At 66.3% G+C, this 14,737-nt stretch carries 14 protein-coding genes, 1 pseudogene and 1 riboswitch; of the genes and pseudogenes, 10 read left to right on the top strand and 5 right to left on the bottom strand.

The annotated features are described in order from the left end of the window. The coding region (locus DI606_RS10390; protein ID WP_293982441.1) for a hypothetical protein at nucleotides 1–197 on the top strand (197 nt) is incomplete at its 5' end. Nucleotides 198–268: 71 nt separating this feature from the next. Here the strand turns inward: DI606_RS10390 and DI606_RS10395 are convergent. Continuing rightward, nucleotides 269–886: a TlpA disulfide reductase family protein gene (locus tag DI606_RS10395; protein ID WP_293982444.1), complete on the bottom strand. Its 618-nt coding sequence runs from the start codon at nucleotides 884–886 to the stop codon at nucleotides 269–271. A 19-nt stretch (nucleotides 887–905) separates the two neighbouring features. On the opposite strand from DI606_RS10395, the gene argH reads away from it, so the two are divergent. Genes argH through DI606_RS10415 form a run of 4 tightly spaced genes read left to right on the top strand, consistent with a single transcriptional unit; the run spans nucleotide 906 to nucleotide 4,571 of the window. Further along, nucleotides 906–2,276, top strand: a complete 1,371-nt coding sequence (gene argH, locus DI606_RS10400; protein WP_293982538.1) for an argininosuccinate lyase — start codon at nucleotides 906–908, stop codon at nucleotides 2,274–2,276. After that, complete coding sequence (locus DI606_RS10405; protein WP_293982446.1) at nucleotides 2,273–2,530, top strand: hypothetical protein; 258 nt, start codon at nucleotides 2,273–2,275, stop codon at nucleotides 2,528–2,530. Before argH ends, DI606_RS10405 begins: the two co-directional genes overlap by 4 nt. Before the next feature lie 17 nt (nucleotides 2,531–2,547). After that, the gene (lysA, locus tag DI606_RS10410; protein WP_293982448.1) at nucleotides 2,548–3,813 is read left to right on the top strand and encodes a diaminopimelate decarboxylase; all 1,266 of its coding nucleotides are present in this window, start codon (nucleotides 2,548–2,550) and stop codon (nucleotides 3,811–3,813) included. Continuing rightward, nucleotides 3,813–4,571, top strand: a complete 759-nt coding sequence (locus DI606_RS10415; RefSeq protein ID WP_293982450.1) for a bifunctional precorrin-2 dehydrogenase/sirohydrochlorin ferrochelatase — start codon at nucleotides 3,813–3,815, stop codon at nucleotides 4,569–4,571. Before lysA ends, DI606_RS10415 begins: the two co-directional genes overlap by 1 nt. Here DI606_RS10415 and DI606_RS10420 read toward each other — a convergent pair. Both DI606_RS10420 and DI606_RS10425 read right to left on the bottom strand, forming a co-directional pair. Then, a complete protein-coding gene (locus DI606_RS10420) occupies nucleotides 4,557–5,159 on the bottom strand; it encodes a response regulator (protein ID WP_293982540.1) in 603 nt (200 codons plus the stop codon). The genes DI606_RS10415 and DI606_RS10420 overlap by 15 nt on opposite strands. Nucleotides 5,160–5,248: 89 nt before the next feature. Then, nucleotides 5,249–5,863 (bottom strand): TetR/AcrR family transcriptional regulator, encoded by a 615-nt coding sequence (locus tag DI606_RS10425; protein WP_293982453.1) that lies wholly within the window; start codon nucleotides 5,861–5,863, stop codon nucleotides 5,249–5,251. A gap of 143 nt (nucleotides 5,864–6,006) precedes the next feature. Here DI606_RS10425 and DI606_RS10430 point away from each other — a divergent pair, with 143 nt between their 5' ends. The 3 genes and pseudogenes from DI606_RS10430 to DI606_RS10440 all read left to right on the top strand — a co-directional run bounded on the left by DI606_RS10430 (nucleotide 6,007) and on the right by DI606_RS10440 (nucleotide 10,208). Next, the gene (locus DI606_RS10430; protein ID WP_293982456.1) at nucleotides 6,007–7,524 is read left to right on the top strand and encodes an efflux transporter outer membrane subunit; all 1,518 of its coding nucleotides are present in this window, start codon (nucleotides 6,007–6,009) and stop codon (nucleotides 7,522–7,524) included. Further along, nucleotides 7,517–8,665, top strand: a pseudogene (locus tag DI606_RS10435) (EmrA/EmrK family multidrug efflux transporter periplasmic adaptor subunit). Before DI606_RS10430 ends, DI606_RS10435 begins: the two are co-directional and overlap by 8 nt. A 13-nt stretch (nucleotides 8,666–8,678) precedes the next feature. Then, on the top strand, nucleotides 8,679–10,208 hold the full coding sequence (locus DI606_RS10440; RefSeq protein ID WP_293982459.1) for a DHA2 family efflux MFS transporter permease subunit: 1,530 nt from the start codon (nucleotides 8,679–8,681) through the stop codon (nucleotides 10,206–10,208). Between the two features lie 3 nt (nucleotides 10,209–10,211). Here DI606_RS10440 and DI606_RS10445 read toward each other — a convergent pair whose 3' ends face one another. Next, nucleotides 10,212–10,733 carry a molybdenum cofactor guanylyltransferase gene (locus DI606_RS10445; RefSeq protein ID WP_293982461.1) on the bottom strand — a complete coding sequence of 174 codons (522 nt, stop codon included), beginning with the start codon at nucleotides 10,731–10,733 and terminating at the stop codon, nucleotides 10,212–10,214. Nucleotides 10,734–10,778: 45 nt separating this feature from the next. On the opposite strand from DI606_RS10445, the gene fdhD reads away from it, so the two are divergent. Both fdhD and DI606_RS10455 read left to right on the top strand, forming a co-directional pair. Continuing rightward, nucleotides 10,779–11,576 carry a formate dehydrogenase accessory sulfurtransferase FdhD gene (gene fdhD, locus DI606_RS10450; protein WP_293982464.1) on the top strand — a complete coding sequence of 266 codons (798 nt, stop codon included), beginning with the start codon at nucleotides 10,779–10,781 and terminating at the stop codon, nucleotides 11,574–11,576. Between the two features lie 59 nt (nucleotides 11,577–11,635). Continuing rightward, nucleotides 11,636–11,859: riboswitch (cobalamin riboswitch) on the top strand. A 168-nt stretch (nucleotides 11,860–12,027) separates the two neighbouring features. After that, complete coding sequence (locus tag DI606_RS10455) at nucleotides 12,028–13,866, top strand: TonB-dependent receptor plug domain-containing protein (protein WP_367119474.1); 1,839 nt, start codon at nucleotides 12,028–12,030, stop codon at nucleotides 13,864–13,866. Nucleotides 13,867–13,903: 37 nt separating this feature from the next. Here the strand turns inward: DI606_RS10455 and DI606_RS10460 are convergent, their stop codons facing one another. Next, nucleotides 13,904–14,713: an ABC transporter substrate-binding protein gene (locus DI606_RS10460; protein WP_293982542.1), complete on the bottom strand. Its 810-nt coding sequence runs from the start codon at nucleotides 14,711–14,713 to the stop codon at nucleotides 13,904–13,906. Nucleotides 14,714–14,737: the final 24 nt, after the last annotated feature.

Below are 14,737 nucleotides of genomic sequence, written 5' to 3' on the forward strand. Positions count from 1 at the left end.
AGCTCAACCAAACCCAAAAATGTAGTGGTAACACTCGCGCCGGTGCGTGCATGTCATTGAACAAAAATGCCTTTTCCAAAAGCACTGTTCAAGTTGGGTTTGATGACGCAAGAGGGAACGAAGCAGCGGATCGCTATCCGCTACCGCGCTGCACAAATTTTACAGCTTTTGGTAATGTTTCCGTAATGTTTCTATAATTTGAGTGTGAGGGGAGGGGTATCGTTGCGACCCCGTCCCCCGATTCGGACTTATTGTGCAGATGCGAAGGTCAGGACGCGGTCGCCTCCGCGATCAGCTTCCTGCCCTCGGCTCCTTCCCAATCCATCGCGCCGACCACGCGCACGATTTCCTTGCCCTGCGCGTCATAAAGCACGGTCGTGGGCAGCACCCCGGTATTATAGTGGAAGCCGAACCGGTTTTCCGGGTCGGCATAGGCGGGCAGGTGCGGCAGCTTGTGCCTGGCGAAGAAGGGCTTCACTGCGTCGAGCCCCTGCGTATCCTGCGACAGGGTGAGGACGAGCGCGCCCTTCGCACCCTGTTGCGCCGCCAGAGCGTCGAGCGTCGGCATTTCCGCGACACAGGGCGTGCACCATGTCGCCCACAGGTTGACGATCAGCGGGCGGCCCGCGAAATCCTGCAACGTCTTCTCCCCGCCCGCAGGATCGAGGAAGGCGAAATCGGGCATCGGCTGTCCCGCCTTGCTGCGGTCGAGCTTATAACTGAAGCCGTCGCCCTTGCCGGGTGCGGGCACGGCCTCGCCCTTCGTCGCGGCAACCTCGCCGCTGGCGGCTGCATTGGCTTGCTCCTTGGGCTGGGATTGCCTATCGCAAGCCGCCAGAGGCCCAAGCAGGAGCAGTATCATTAGCGCGCGGGAAGACGATAGCATGGCAACAGGCTCCAACAGCATGTGGGGCGGCCGGTTTGCCGCCGGCCCGGCATCGATCATGCGCGAGATAAATGCCTCCATCCCCTTCGACAAGCGTCTGTGGCGACAGGATATCGCAGGATCGAAGGCGCATGTCGCGATGCTGGCGAAACAGGGCATCGTGTCGCAAGCGGACGCCGACGCGATCGCCGCGGGGCTCGACACCGTCGCGGCGGAATATGAAGCGAACGGCGTGCCCGTGAACCTCGACCTCGAAGACATTCACATGGTAACGGAGCAGCGCCTCGCCGAACTGATCGGTCCTGCGGCGGGACGCCTCCACACCGCGCGCAGCCGTAACGATCAGGTCGCGACCGATTTTCGCCTGTGGGTGCGCGACGCCATCGACGATGTGGAACAGGGGCTTGCCGGGCTCCAGCGCGCGCTGGTCGCGCGGGCGGGGGAAAATGCCGATGCGGTGATGCCAGGCTTTACCCATCTCCAGTCGGCGCAGCCCGTAACGCTCGGCCATCATCTGATGGCTTATTACGAGATGGTGCGGCGCGACCGCAGCCGCTTTGCCGACGCGCGCGCGCGCCTTAACGAATGTCCGCTCGGCGCGGCGGCGCTTGCCGGAACCGGCTTTCCGACCGACCGGCACATGACGGCAGCCGCGCTGGGCTTTGCCAGGCCCACCGACAACAGCCTCGACAGCGTCAGCGACCGCGACTTCGCGCTCGATTATCTGATGGCCGCGACGCAGGCGGCGCTCCACCTGTCGCGTCTTGCGGAAGAATTCATCATCTGGGCGAGCCAGCCCTTCGGTTTCGTCAAGCTGCCCGACGCCTATTCGACCGGCAGTTCGATCATGCCGCAGAAGCGCAACCCCGACGCCGCCGAACTGGTGCGCGGCCATGCCGGACGGATCATGGGTTGCATGACCGCGCTCTGCGTCACGATGAAGGGCCTGCCGCTCGCCTATTCGAAGGATATGCAGGACGACAAGCCTCCCGTGTTCGAAGCGCACGATCTTCTCGCGCTGTCGATCGCGGCGATGACCGGCATGGTCGAAACCGTGACGTTCCGCACCGACCGGATGCGCGGCCTTGCCGAAAGCGGCTTCGCCACCGCTACCGACCTTGCCGACTGGCTGGTGCGCGAAGCCGGCGTGCCGTTCCGGGAAGCCCACCACATCACGGGGCGAACGGTCGCCGCGGCGGAGGCGGCGGGCGTGCCGCTCGACCGGTTGTCGCTCGATGCGCTCAGGTCCATCGACGATCGCATCGACGATCGCGTCTATGCGGTGCTGACGGTCGACGCCTCGGTCGCCAGCCGCACCAGCCATGGCGGCACCGCGCCCGATCAGGTGCGCGCCCGCATCGCGCAGGCGAAGGAGGAACTGGGGTCATGAAGAAGGCAGCGCTCGGCGCTCTCACGCTGGTCGTCCTCGCGCTGGGCGCATGTGGCGGCAAGGAGCAGCTCAAGCCCGTGCAGGGGCAAAAGCTCCCCGCCGTGCCCGTGGGCGCGGCGACGGCGCCGACCGGCGCGCAGCTGATGCAGCCGGGCGTGCAGGCGCGCCCCGGTCGCAACGTGGAACTGCTGACCCAATCGCGCCAGCGGCAGGACGACGAATTCGCGCTGCCGCCCGAAGCGAACCCCAAATAGACCGACAGGACAGTCTCGTGGATCATTTCACCTATGTCGACGGCGCCATGCAGGTGGAACAGGTGCCGATGGAAACGATCGCCCATGCGGTCGGCACGCCCGTCTACGTCTATTCCACAGCGACGCTGGAGCGGCACGTCGCCGTTTTCCGCGACGGCCTGTCGCGGCTTTCCGATCCGCTGATCGCTTTTGCGGTCAAGGCCAATCCCAACGCGGCGGTCCTCGCGACGCTGGCGAAGCTGGGCCTTGGGGCCGACGTGGTTTCCGGCGGCGAATTGTTGCGCGCCATAGCGGCGGGCATTCCGGCGAACCGCATCGTCTTTTCTGGCGTCGGCAAGACCGCCGAGGAAATGCGTCTCGCGCTCGACCATGGCATCTACCAGTTCAATCTGGAGAGCGAACCCGAAGCGGAGATGCTGTCGGAAGTCGCGCTGTCGATGGGCCGCACCGCGCCCGTCGCCTACCGCATCAATCCGGACGTGGACGCGGGCACCCATGCCAAGATTTCAACCGGCAAGTCGGAAAACAAGTTCGGCATCCCCTACGCCCGCGCGCGCGAAAGCTACGCCGCCGCGCGCGATCTGCCCGGCCTCGACGTGCAGGGGGTGGCGGTCCATATCGGCAGCCAGCTGACCGATCTCGCCCCGCTCGAAGCCGCCTTCGTCAAGATGGGCGCGCTGATCGAGGCGCTGCGGGGGGAAGGCCATGCGATCCGCACCGCCGATCTGGGCGGGGGCCTTGGCGTGCCCTATAATCCCTCGCAGCCCGCGCCGCCCAGCCCCGCCGACTATGGCGCGATGGTGACGCGAGTGACCGAAGGATGGAACGTCCGCCTCATGTTCGAACCGGGGCGTGTGATCGTGGGCAATGCGGGCACGCTGCTGTCGCGGGTGGTGCGCGTGAAGCAGGGCGCGCAGGCGCCCTTCGTCATCGTCGACGCCGCCATGAACGACCTGCTGCGCCCCAGTCTCTACGACGCCTGGCACGATATCCGCGCGGTAAAGCCTGCGGGCGAAACCGCCATCGCCAATGTCGTAGGCCCGGTCTGCGAAACCGGCGACACCTTTGCCATGCATCGCGCCATGGACGTGGTCGCAGCGGGCGACCTCGTCGCTTTCATGACGGCGGGGGCTTATGGCGCGACGATGGCCGGCACCTATAACAGCCGCCCGCTCACGCCCGAAGTCCTGGTGTCGGGTGACAAATGGGCGGTCGTGCGCGAACGCCCCCCGATCTCGGCGCTGATCGCGGGCGATATCGTCCCCGACTGGGTCGCGGCCTGATGCACAGCCTGCCCGTCTTTCTCCGTCTGGAGGGGCGGGCGGTGATCCTGACGGGTGAGGGCGAGGCCGCCGATGCCAAGCGCCGCCTGCTCGAACGTGCGGGCGCGCGCATCGTGGGCGTGGACGATGGCGATGCGCGCATCGCCATCGTGTCGGATGGGGACGAGGCGGTGACGCGCCGTTTGCAAGCGCGCGGCGTGCTCGTCAACGCGACGGACAATCCCGCGCTTTGCGACTTCACGCTTCCGGCCATTGTCGATCGCGATCCCGTGATCTTGGCCATCGGCACCGGCGGCGCATCGGCGGGTCTGGCAAAGGCGCTGCGGCAGCGGCTGGAGCGCGGGCTGCCGACGCGCCTCGGCGCGTTGGCGGTAGCCATGGCGCAGGCGCGGGACGCGATCCGGGCGCGCTGGCCCGATGCCGCGGATCGCCGCCGCGCCATCGACGCAGGGTTCGCAGAAGGGGGCGCCATCGACCCGTTTGTCGAGAATGCCGCCGATGCCGTTCCCGGCTGGATCGCGGGGGCGGCCGATGCGCGGGCAGGGGGCCTTGTGTCGATCCGGCTGGTATCCGCCGATCCCGAAGACCTGACGCTGCGCGCCGCGCGCCTGCTGGGGGAAGCGGATCGCGTTTACCACGCGCCCGATGTGCCGCCTGCGATCCTCGACCGCGCGCGCGCCGACGCCGTGCGCATCGCCGCGCTGAATCCCCCCGCCGATCCGGGTGAGGGCCTGTCGCTCTGGCTAAGTCCGGGCTGATTGCAACCGATCGATCTCGGCCCGAAGCACCGTGATCGAGGAGATAAGCCGGGCGCGGTCGACCTCCATGTCCTGCAAGGCGTCGCGCGCTTCGCCCAGTTCCACCGCGCGCCGTGCGATCCGGGCGTCCAGTTCGGCATTGTACCGCGCTAGCGCACCCATCTGTTCGGCTCGTTGGCTAAGGTGCCGCAGCCGTGCGTCCAGGATATCGAAGTCGAAAGGCTTCACGAGGATGTCGTCCGCGCCTGCGTCCAAAGCGGCAATGGCGGACGGAGCATCGGGCCGATCTGCGATCATCACGAAACAGGCGTCGGGCGCGATATGGCTCGAACGGATTTTCCGCATCATCGTGACGACAGGAAGCAGGAGCAAATCCATGTCGATGAGCACGATGTCCATCGGTCGGGTCTGGAGGAGCGACAGCGCCCTGAAACCGTCCTCGGCAAGCGTCACGTCATGGCCCAGATGCGACAGGCGGCGTGCCATCACATCGCGCGCGGTCGGATTTTCGTCCACGACCAACAGCCTCAGCCGCTTTCGCCCGTCCGCCGCCTGGCTCGCGGTCGCTCGATCCTGCCGAACCAACATGCGCTTGAGGAACTGCATCGACCCTACCTTCCCAATCCGGATGATAGGCTCGCGGCGCAAAGAAATGGTTAATGAACAGCGCGTCGCCGTCAGTCGGCGCCCCCCGCCTCCTTCGTTCGTGGTCCATAGGCGCGCAGGAACAGATCGACAGCGCGCAGCGCCTCGCGCTCCAGCTTCGCTTCATCCGCCTCGCACAGCTTGTTCATCAGCAGCTCCTGATGCGTCTCCGCCATGATAAGCGCCATCAGGATGCGCGCCGCTTCCACCGGGTCCGCGTCGCGCAGCTGCTTCCTTGCCATCGCACCGGCGAGGAAGCCCGCCAGCAGCGTGCGGGTGCCTTCGGGAGCCAGTTCGAAGAAGATGCGTGACATTTCAGGAAAGCGCCGCCCCTCGGCAGTGATAAGGCGGTGCAGGGCGACAGCATCGGGCGACGTGACCTTGCGAATAAGGGCGATGCTTGCCCGTTGCAGAGTCGGTTCCAATGCGCCACATGGATCGAGGATTTGGGAAAGCTGTTCACGATATGTCGTTGTCGCGCGTTCCAGCACCGCAGAGAACAGCTCTTCCTTCGATGGGAAATAATTCCACAACGTCCCCTTCGACCCGCCCAGCATCGCCGCGACCGCCGACATCGTGGTGCCCGCATAGCCATGCTCCACAAAGGACGCCTGCGCGGTATTCAGAATCGCGTTGCGGCGATCCATGCGCCGTGCCTCCCCCCGGCGGGTGATGGCAGGGGGGGAAGCCGGCTCCGTCATAAAAACGTACCATAGAGTACGATTATCCTGTTGACAAGGCGAAACGAGGGCGTCAATGCGAATTTCCATACTAGATGGTACGGTTTGATATGTCGCTGAGTCGGTCTGCCTCCCTCGTTCGTTTTGGAGGTGTGCTTTCCTCGCTGGCGCTTCTGGGTGCCTGCGCTGCTGTACCCAAGCTTGGGCCGGAGCCGGTCGTGCGTGCGCCGCAATCGGTTGAGGCGGGGCGCAGCCTTTCGGCGGCGGTCGCAGTCGCCTGGCCCGGCGACGGCTGGTGGCGCGGCTATGGCGACCCGCAACTCGACCGGTTGATCGAGGAAGGATTGCGCGCTTCCCCCGATGTCGCCGTCGCCGGGGCGCGCTTCCGCCGCGCCGTGGGCATGGCCCAGCAGGCGGGCGCGGCGTTGCTGCCGTCGGTGGATGGAGAAGCGAGCGCGGCTGCCACCAAGCAAAGCTACAATATGGGCCTGCCCAAGGACTTCGTGCCGCAGGGCTGGCTCGGCACCGGGCGGGTGGCGCTCGACCTCGGCTTCGATCTTGACCTGTGGGGCCGCAATCGGGCGCAGCTTGCCGCCGCCACATCCGAAGCGCGCGCGGCGGAGATCGACGCGCAGCAGGCACGGCTCGCGCTCACCACTGCCATTGCCGATGCCTATGCCGACATTTCCCGGCTGTTCGACGAGGCGGAAATCGCCCAGCGCACGCTCGACATCCGTCTCGCCAGCCAGAAGCTGGTAGCGGACCGCCGCGCCAACGGCCTCGAAACGCGCGGCAGCGTGCGGCAGGCGGACGCCACCGTCGCTTCCGCCCGCACGCAGCTTGCCGGAGCCCGCATGGCGATCGAACTGCGCCAGCACCAGATCGCCGCGCTGATCGGTGCCGGGCCCGACCGGGGCCTTTCGATCGCGCGGCCCCGCATAGGCGCGCTCGCGCCGCTCGGCCTTCCCGCCGACGTGACGACCGATCTCGTGTCCCGACGCCCCGACATCGTCGCCGCGCTCGCCCGGACGGAGGCTGCGGCCAAGCGCATCAAGGTCGCGCGCGCCGACTTCTTCCCCGCCATCCGCTTGAGCGCCCTCGTCGGGGTCCAGTCGCTCGGCTACAACACGGTGTTCGGCCCCAACGGTGCTGCGGGATCGTCCCAGCCATTCATCGACAATCTTTTCAAGAAGGATTCGATCTTCGGCACGGTCGGCCCGGCGATCAGCCTGCCGATCTTTCACGGCGGGGCATTGCAGGGTCAGTATCGCGGCGCGCGCGCCAGCTATGACGAAGCGGTGGCGAACTATGATAAGACCGTGCTCAACGCCTATCAGCAGGTTGCCGACGCCGTCACGATGCGCCGGTCGCTGGATCAGCGGCTGACCGACGCGCGCGCCGCGCTGGCCGCGACGCAGGATGCCTATACGGTGGCGCAGCGTCGCTATCAGGGCGGGCTGTCCACCTATCTCGACGTGTTGAACGTGGAGGACCAGCTGCTGGCCGCGCGCCAGACGCTGGCCGGGCTGGAGGCGAACGCCTTTTCCACCGATATCGCACTCATCCGGGCGCTGGGCGGGGGCTTTGCCGCCGGTGCCACTCTTTCCAAGGACCGACCGCATGGCTGACGCCGACACCACGCCCCAGGAAGACGCCGCCGACGGCAAGGCGGAGGCGCGGCAGTCCGCTCGCAAGACCTGGCTCATCCGCCTCGGTATCGTCGTCATCGTCGTGGCGGCGCTGTGGGCGCTCTATTATTTCCTCGTCGGGCGCAACCATGTCAGCACCGACAATGCTTATGTGAACGCCGAAATGGCGCAGGTGACCCCGCTCGTCGCCGCGCAGGCGATCGACGTCAGGGTCACCGACACGCAACCGGTTCGCAAGGGCGACCTGCTCGTCCGGCTCGACCCCACCAACGCGCAGATCGCGGTCGCGCAGGCGGAGGCCGACCTTGCCGAAGCGCGACGCCGCTTCCGCCAGACCGGCGCGACCAGCCAGTCGCTCTCGGCGCAGGTGTCCGCACGCGATGCCGATATCGTCCAGGCCCGGGCCGCGCTGCAAAGCGCGCAGGCGGACTATGAAAAGGCCCGTGTCGATCTGGATCGGCGGCAGGCGCTGGTCGGTGAAGGCGCGGTATCGGGCGAGGAATTGACCGCCGCGCGCAAGGCGTTCGCCAGTGCGCAGGCCGCTCTCGGCCAGGCTCGCGCGGGCGTCGCCACCGCTCAGGCGACGCGCAACGCTGCTACCGGGCAGCTGGAAGCCAACGACGCGCTGGTTCGCGGTTCGACGATCGAAACCGATCCCGCCGTTCTCACGGCCAAGGCGCGACTGCGCGCGGCCCGGCTCGATCTGGAGCGCACCGTCATCCGCGCGCCCATCGACGGCGTCGTGACCAAGCGGCAGGTGTAGGTCGGCCAGCGCGTGGCGCAGGGCAGCCCGATCATGACCATCGTCCCGATCGACAAGGTCTATGTCGACGCGAATTTCAAGGAACGCCAGTTGCGCGGCGTGCGCATCGGCATGCCGGCGACGGTTACGTCCGACCTTTATGGCGGCGATGTCGTCTACCATGGCAAGGTCGTGGGTTTTGCCGGCGGCACCGGTTCGTCGATGTCGCTTATCCCGGCCCAGAACGCGACCGGCAACTGGATCAAGGTGGTGCAGCGCCTGCCGCTGCGCATCGAACTCGATCCGAAGGAATTGAAGGCTCATCCTCTGCGAGTAGGGCTTTCGATGGACGTGGAACTCGACCTTTCCGACAAATAAGGACGCGCCCGGCATGAGCGGCGACGAAGACATCTATTCCCGGCTTTCGCCGCGCACCCGAACCCTCGCGATGATGGTTCTGGCGCTCAGCAACCTGATGGTGGTGCTCGATCTCACCATCGCGAACGTGTCGGTGCCGCACATCGCCGGGAACCTCGGCATTTCCCCCGACCAGGGGACGTGGATCATTACCTCCTACGCAGTGGCGGAGGCAATCTGCGTGCCGCTGACCGGTTGGCTGGCACAGCGTTTCGGCGTGGTGCGCGTTTTTACGTTCGCAATGGCGGGTTTCGGGGTGTTTTCCCTGCTGTGCGGCCTGTCGCCCACGCTCGGAATGCTGGTGGCGGCGCGCATCGGCCAGGGCATTTGCGGTGGCCCGATCATGCCGATGTCGCAGACGCTGTTGATGCGCATCTTTCCGCCGGAGACGCGCGGGCGGGCGATGGGGCTGTGGGCGATGACGACATTGATGGGACCGGCGCTCGGTCCTATCGTCGGAGGTTATATCAGCGACAACTGGAGCTGGCACTGGATCTTCTTCATCAACCTGCCGATCGCCGCACTGTGCGTTTTTGCCGCGCAGGCGTTGCTGCGGCCGGTCGAAACGGAAATCGTGCTCATCCCCATCGACAAGGTCGGGCTGGCGCTGCTCGTATTCTGGATCGGCTGCCTTCAGATCATGCTCGACATCGGGCGCGACCATGACTGGTTCGCCGATCCGATGATCGTTGCGCTCGCCGTGATGGCGGTCGTCGGGTTCCTCGTCTTCATCATATGGGAACTGACGGAAAAGCATCCGGTCGTCGATCTGCGCATATTCCGCCATGTCGGTTTCACATCGGGTGTATTCACGCTCGCGCTCTGTTTCGGCGCCTATTTCGCCAGCATCGTGATCATCCCGCAGTGGCTTCAGTTGTCGATGGGTTACACCGCCGGAAAAGCGGGCTTCGTGACGGCCGTGTCCGCGATGGCGGCGCTTTTCACGGCGCCTCTGGCTGCCCGATTGGTCTCGCGCGTCGATCCCCGCCTGCTGATTTCGTTCGGCGTTTTCTGGATCGGCGTCATGTCGGTATGGCGGGCGCATTGGACCAGCGGCATCGATTTCGGCCATATGTTGCTGCCCCAGTTCATTCTGGGCTTCGGCATGCCCTTCTTCTTCATTCCCCTCACATCGCTGACCCTCGGGTCCGTCCTGCCGAGCGAAACCGCGTCGGCGGCGGGTCTGCAAAACTTCCTGCGGACGATGGGTATTGCGGTGGCAACATCGCTGGTGCTGACCGAATGGGGCGATGCGCAGCGCGTCTCTCGGAACGATCTGGCAGGGGTGCTTCAACCTGACGGGACGCAGGCGCTGCTCGCCAATGCCGGTTTTTCGACAGAGCAGGCACGACAGACCATTTCCAGTATCGTCGAACAGGAGGCGGTGATGCTGGCTGTCGATCACATATTCTGGATTTCAGCGCTCATATTGTTCTTCGGCTCCGTGCTCGTATGGATCGCGCCAAAGCCCCGGGGCGATGTGGACACGTCGGCCGCGCATTGAAGATCAGACGCGGGGAAGATCTTCGGGCCGGTTGACGTTGGGCAGGGCAAGGCCGGGGATTTCCACCGTCCGCGCCCTCACCCGTTTCAGCCAGCCCCTGATGGACCGATTATTCTCCTCCGCCAGATGCCGGTCGAGTTCGTCGGCGAGGGGGGATGGCCACCACCCTAGCAAGGGCTGTCCCGCCAGCACCGCCGCTCCAGGTCCCACGAGCAGCGGGGGCAGGGCGGCGGGATAGACCGGCATGTCGCACCCCGTCGTCAGCACCCCGGCAAAGCCCGCCGATGCGGCATGACGCAGCGCGGCATTGATCCCGCCGAGCGGCCCCATATCCGGTCCGGGCCGATCCGCAAGGCCGCCCGCCCGGCCGCAGATCACGACCGTATCGACATGGGGCGCAAGGGCCTGCGTCGCGTGCGCGATCAGGGTGCGTCCGTCGGGCATGATCGCCATCGCCTTGTCGCTGCCGAAGCGGGTCGACCGCCCGCCCGCCAATATTGCACCCAGGATCGATGAAGGCTGCATCGACGCTCCTTTTTCTCCGCGCCCGCAATGCCTATAGCATGATCGATGCACAAGCCCGACCCCGCGCCGCCGTCCCGTTTCTCTCGCGTCGATCCCGCAGGATCGGTCGCGTCGGTCGACCGCCCGCTGGCCGATGAGGTTCCCGTCGCCATCGAATATAACGGCATCGGCTATGCCGTGCTGATGGCGACGCCTACCGACCTGTCCGACCTCGTCACCGGCTTCGCGCTGGCGGAACGGCTGCTGGGGGCGGGGGATGCGGCGCTCGATGCGGATTTGCACGATAGCGGGGCGGGCATCGTTGCACGCGCCACCTTGCCGCAGGGCCGCACCGATGCCCTGCTCGACCGGGTGCGCCACCGCGCGACCGATTCCTCCTGCGGATTGTGCGGCATAGAAAATCTGGATCAGGCGATCCGCCCCCTGCCGCCCGTTACGACAGCCACACAGGCGGATCGCGCCGCGATCTTTCGCGCGATCGGCGGGTTGCGCGATCATCAGCCGCTCAACGGCGCGACCGGTGCGGCGCATGCCGCCGCGCTGGCCGGGCCGGACGGATCGATCCGCATGGCGCGCGAGGATGTGGGTCGGCACAATGCCTTCGACAAGCTGATCGGTGCGATGCGGCGGCAGAAAATCGGCTGGGACGGCGGCTTTGCCCTGCTGTCGTCGCGCTGCTCCTACGAACTGGTGGAAAAGGCGGTGCTGGCGGGATGCCCGCTGCTCGTCACCCTGTCCGCGCCCACCCGGCTGGCGGCGCAGCGGGCGCGCGAAGCCGGGCTGCCTATCGTCGTGCTCGCGCGGTCGGACGCGGTGCTGGCGCAGGGAATCGATCTCTCGTGAACGCTCTTGGCAGCGGGCGGGCTTTGCCATAAGGGCGCGGACGCGGGGGCTTTGAGCGCCCGCCCATGACTCGCGCCGGTGCCCTTCGATGGGCTGAAAACGGGAATGTGGTGAGGGAGAAAGAGGCCCAAATCCACGGCTGTCCCTGCAACTGTAAGCGGTGAGCGCGGTGCATATGGCTCCCTGCAAGGGGGCCGGCCACTGGACCTTGCGTCCGGGAAGGTCCGTGCACCGACGCTGCGACCCGCAAGCCAGGAGACCTGCCGGCACGAAGTCGCTCTTGCTTCGGTCCAGGGGATGGCCGGGGCGCGGTTTTCCGTCGAGCGACGCAATGCGGCCGGGGCCGCATCGTGCCGTATGCGGGAACAGAAAGGCGTCATCCCATCCGCATCGCACGACCGCTCGCGCGGACGTCCCGGCATCTTAGTCGTTCGACGCCGGGGGGAATATGATGATCAAACGGGGACTTTCGCTGGCGGCATTGCTGACCGCCTTTCCAGCCATGGCGCAGGATGACACCATCATCGTCACCGCCGCAGGCATCGAGCAGCCGCGCGACGAGATCGGGCAGGCGATCACCGTCATCGACGCCAAGACGATCGAGACGCGCCAGGCGATCGATGTGGTCGATCTGCTCGCGACGACGCCGGGCGTCCGCTTCAACCGCAACGGATCGGTAGGCAGCGTGACCGGCGTGTCGCTGCGCGGCGCGGAAACGACGCAGACGCTCGTGCTGATCGACGGGGTCAAGGTGAACGATCCCAGCGGCATCGGCGACGCCTACGACTTCGGGCCATTGCTCACCGCCAATATCCGCCGGATCGAAGTGCTGCGCGGTTCGAACTCTGTCGTCTACGGCAGCCAGGCCATCGGCGGCGTGGTCAACATCATGACGGGCGTTCCGGTAGACGGCTTCGGCGCCAACGCCTCGGTCGAATATGGTTATAGCGACACCTTGAACGCAAAGGCGGACGTGTCGGGCAGCAGCGGCATCGCATCGGGCGGCGTGGGCGCGGCCTATTTCCGCACCGACGGCATTTCTTCTGCGGCGGGCGGCACGGAACGCGATGGGACGAAGAACATCGCCACCAACGCCCGGCTCAAGCTCGCTTTCTCAGACGCGCTGAGCCTCGACCTGCGCGGCTACTATATCCATGCCGACCTCGATTATGACAGCTTCTTCGGCGCGCCTGCGGACAGCAGCGACGTGAGCAAGCTCGACCAGTATGTGGGTTATGCGGGCCTCAACCTCGCCCTGCTCGACGGGAAACTGACGCAGCGCGCCGCCGTCACCTATCTGCGCAACGACCGCGACTATTATTTCGTGCGCGGCACCGACCCTGACTATGGCTATCGCGGCACCAACCTGCGGTTCGAATATGAGGGTGTCTATGCCCCGGTCGATGCTGCGAAATTCATTCTGGGCTATGAGCATGAGCGGCCCGACTACGACTTCTTCGGTTTCGGTTCCGCCAACAGCGCGCGGATCACCATCGACAGTGTCTTCGGCCTTGCCATCGTCAAGCCGCTCGCAGGCCTCGCCGTCACTGGCGGCGTGCGCCATGACGATCACAGCCAGTTCGGCGGCGCGACCACCTTCGGCGCGAATGCCAATTATTCGCCGAACGCGGGCGCGACCAGCCTGCGCCTCAGCTACGGCGAAGGGTTCAAGGCGCCTTCGCTCTATCAGCTTTACGACAGCTTCAGCGGCAACGCGGCTCTCCGCCCCGAACGGTCGAAAAGTTACGACATCGGGTTCGACCAGCGGCTGGATGACGGGCGCGCCACCCTGTCCCTGACGGCCTTCCGTCGCGACACGCGCAACCAGATCAACTACGACAACGCCACTTTCACCTACGGCAATCTCGACCGCACCCGTGCGAAGGGCGTCGAAGCGTCGGTGGCGCTGCGCCCGGTCGATGCACTGACGGTGACGGGCAGCTATTCCTATATCGACGCGCGCGACCGGTCGCGCGGTTCCGCCAATTTCGGCAACCGCCTCGCCCGCCGCGCCGTCAATCAGGTGAGCGTGTCGGCGGACTATGCCTGGTCGTTCGGCCTGTCGACCGGCGCCACCGTCACATTGGTAGGCGACAGCTTCGACGACGCCGCCAATCTGCGGCGGCTCGACGGCTATGCCCTGGTGGGCGTGCGCGCTTCCCTGCCCATTGGCGAGCGGTTGGAAATCTATGGCCGCATCGACAATCTGACCGACGAAGCCTACGCCACCGCCTATGGCTACAGCACCTATGGCCGCTCCGCCTATGGCGGCGTGCGTGTCCGCTTCTGACGCGAAACCCAAGGGGGCGGGCGCTGCGCCCGCTCCCCTATCGCGCGGCGTTGAGGCGCGCGACGATGCGTCGCGCCGCCAGTACATAGGCAGGCCCGCCGCATACCGTCCATGCCTGCGGCAAGCTGATGCGCGGAATGTCGGCCAGCGCGCGGTGGTGCAGCATCTCGGTACCCTGGTCCTGCACCCGATCGGTCGCGCTTTCGACGATCAGCCAGTCGGGCCGCGCCGCCACCATTTCCTCCAGGCTCACCTGCGCCAGCGCGGGTTTTCCCAGCCGCGTGGCCAGGTTGACGAGGCCCACGCGTGTCATGAGATCGTCGATCAGCGTCCCCGTGCCGGTCATGAAACCGCGCCGCTGATAATAGGCCGCCACCCCGCCGCGCTTCGCCCGCGGCAAGGCGGCAAGATCGCGCTCCATCGCCGCGATCAGCGCGTCGCCGCGTTCGGGATGGCCGACCGCACGGGCGACCTGCCGGATCTGGTCCAGAATTGCGCCATGGCTTTCCGCACTGGCAAGGCCGAGCGTGGGCCAGTGTCCCGGTGGCGCGCCCGCGACCTTTCCCGGCCCGGCGGGAAAGCCCAGGATGAGGTCGGGCTGGATCGTCAGCACGTCTTCCGCCCCCCGGTGGAGCACGCGAAAACCGCGCGCCTTGTCCGCGGCCGCCGACAGCTCGGGATCGCGGGCGTTGCGGCTCAAGGCCGCGATCTGCCCCGGGTCGGCGAGTGCCAGCAAATACTGGTCCGCGCAAACATTGAGCGAGACGATGCGGCGCGGCACGCGCGGGGCGGCTGCCCCGGTCGACAGCCCCAGGACAAGGCCGATCGCCAGAGTTCGGGTCAGCATGGAACGGATCATGCCGTTCGGCTT

The organism is Sphingobium sp. (assembly GCF_003248505.1).
Taxonomy (GTDB): Bacteria; Pseudomonadota; Alphaproteobacteria; order Sphingomonadales; family Sphingomonadaceae; genus Sphingobium.

What these genes read in the sequence shown, in the direction of transcription:
- DI606_RS10395 (WP_293982444.1), bottom strand. Translation starts at nt 886, where the DNA reads ATGCTATCGTCTTCCCGCGCGCTAATGATACTGCTCCTGCTTGGGCCT.
- argH (WP_293982538.1), top strand. Translation starts at nt 906, where the DNA reads ATGTGGGGCGGCCGGTTTGCCGCCGGCCCGGCATCGATCATGCGCGAG.
- DI606_RS10405 (WP_293982446.1), top strand. Translation starts at nt 2,273, where the DNA reads ATGAAGAAGGCAGCGCTCGGCGCTCTCACGCTGGTCGTCCTCGCGCTG.
- DI606_RS10415 (WP_293982450.1), top strand. Translation starts at nt 3,813, where the DNA reads ATGCACAGCCTGCCCGTCTTTCTCCGTCTGGAGGGGCGGGCGGTGATC.
- DI606_RS10420 (WP_293982540.1), bottom strand. Translation starts at nt 5,159, where the DNA reads ATGTTGGTTCGGCAGGATCGAGCGACCGCGAGCCAGGCGGCGGACGGG.
- DI606_RS10425 (WP_293982453.1), bottom strand. Translation starts at nt 5,863, where the DNA reads ATGGATCGCCGCAACGCGATTCTGAATACCGCGCAGGCGTCCTTTGTG.
- DI606_RS10430 (WP_293982456.1), top strand. Translation starts at nt 6,007, where the DNA reads ATGTCGCTGAGTCGGTCTGCCTCCCTCGTTCGTTTTGGAGGTGTGCTT.
- DI606_RS10440 (WP_293982459.1), top strand. Translation starts at nt 8,679, where the DNA reads ATGAGCGGCGACGAAGACATCTATTCCCGGCTTTCGCCGCGCACCCGA.
- DI606_RS10445 (WP_293982461.1), bottom strand. Translation starts at nt 10,733, where the DNA reads ATGCAGCCTTCATCGATCCTGGGTGCAATATTGGCGGGCGGGCGGTCG.
- fdhD (WP_293982464.1), top strand. Translation starts at nt 10,779, where the DNA reads ATGCACAAGCCCGACCCCGCGCCGCCGTCCCGTTTCTCTCGCGTCGAT.
- DI606_RS10455 (WP_367119474.1), top strand. Translation starts at nt 12,028, where the DNA reads ATGATCAAACGGGGACTTTCGCTGGCGGCATTGCTGACCGCCTTTCCA.
- DI606_RS10460 (WP_293982542.1), bottom strand. Translation starts at nt 14,713, where the DNA reads ATGCTGACCCGAACTCTGGCGATCGGCCTTGTCCTGGGGCTGTCGACC.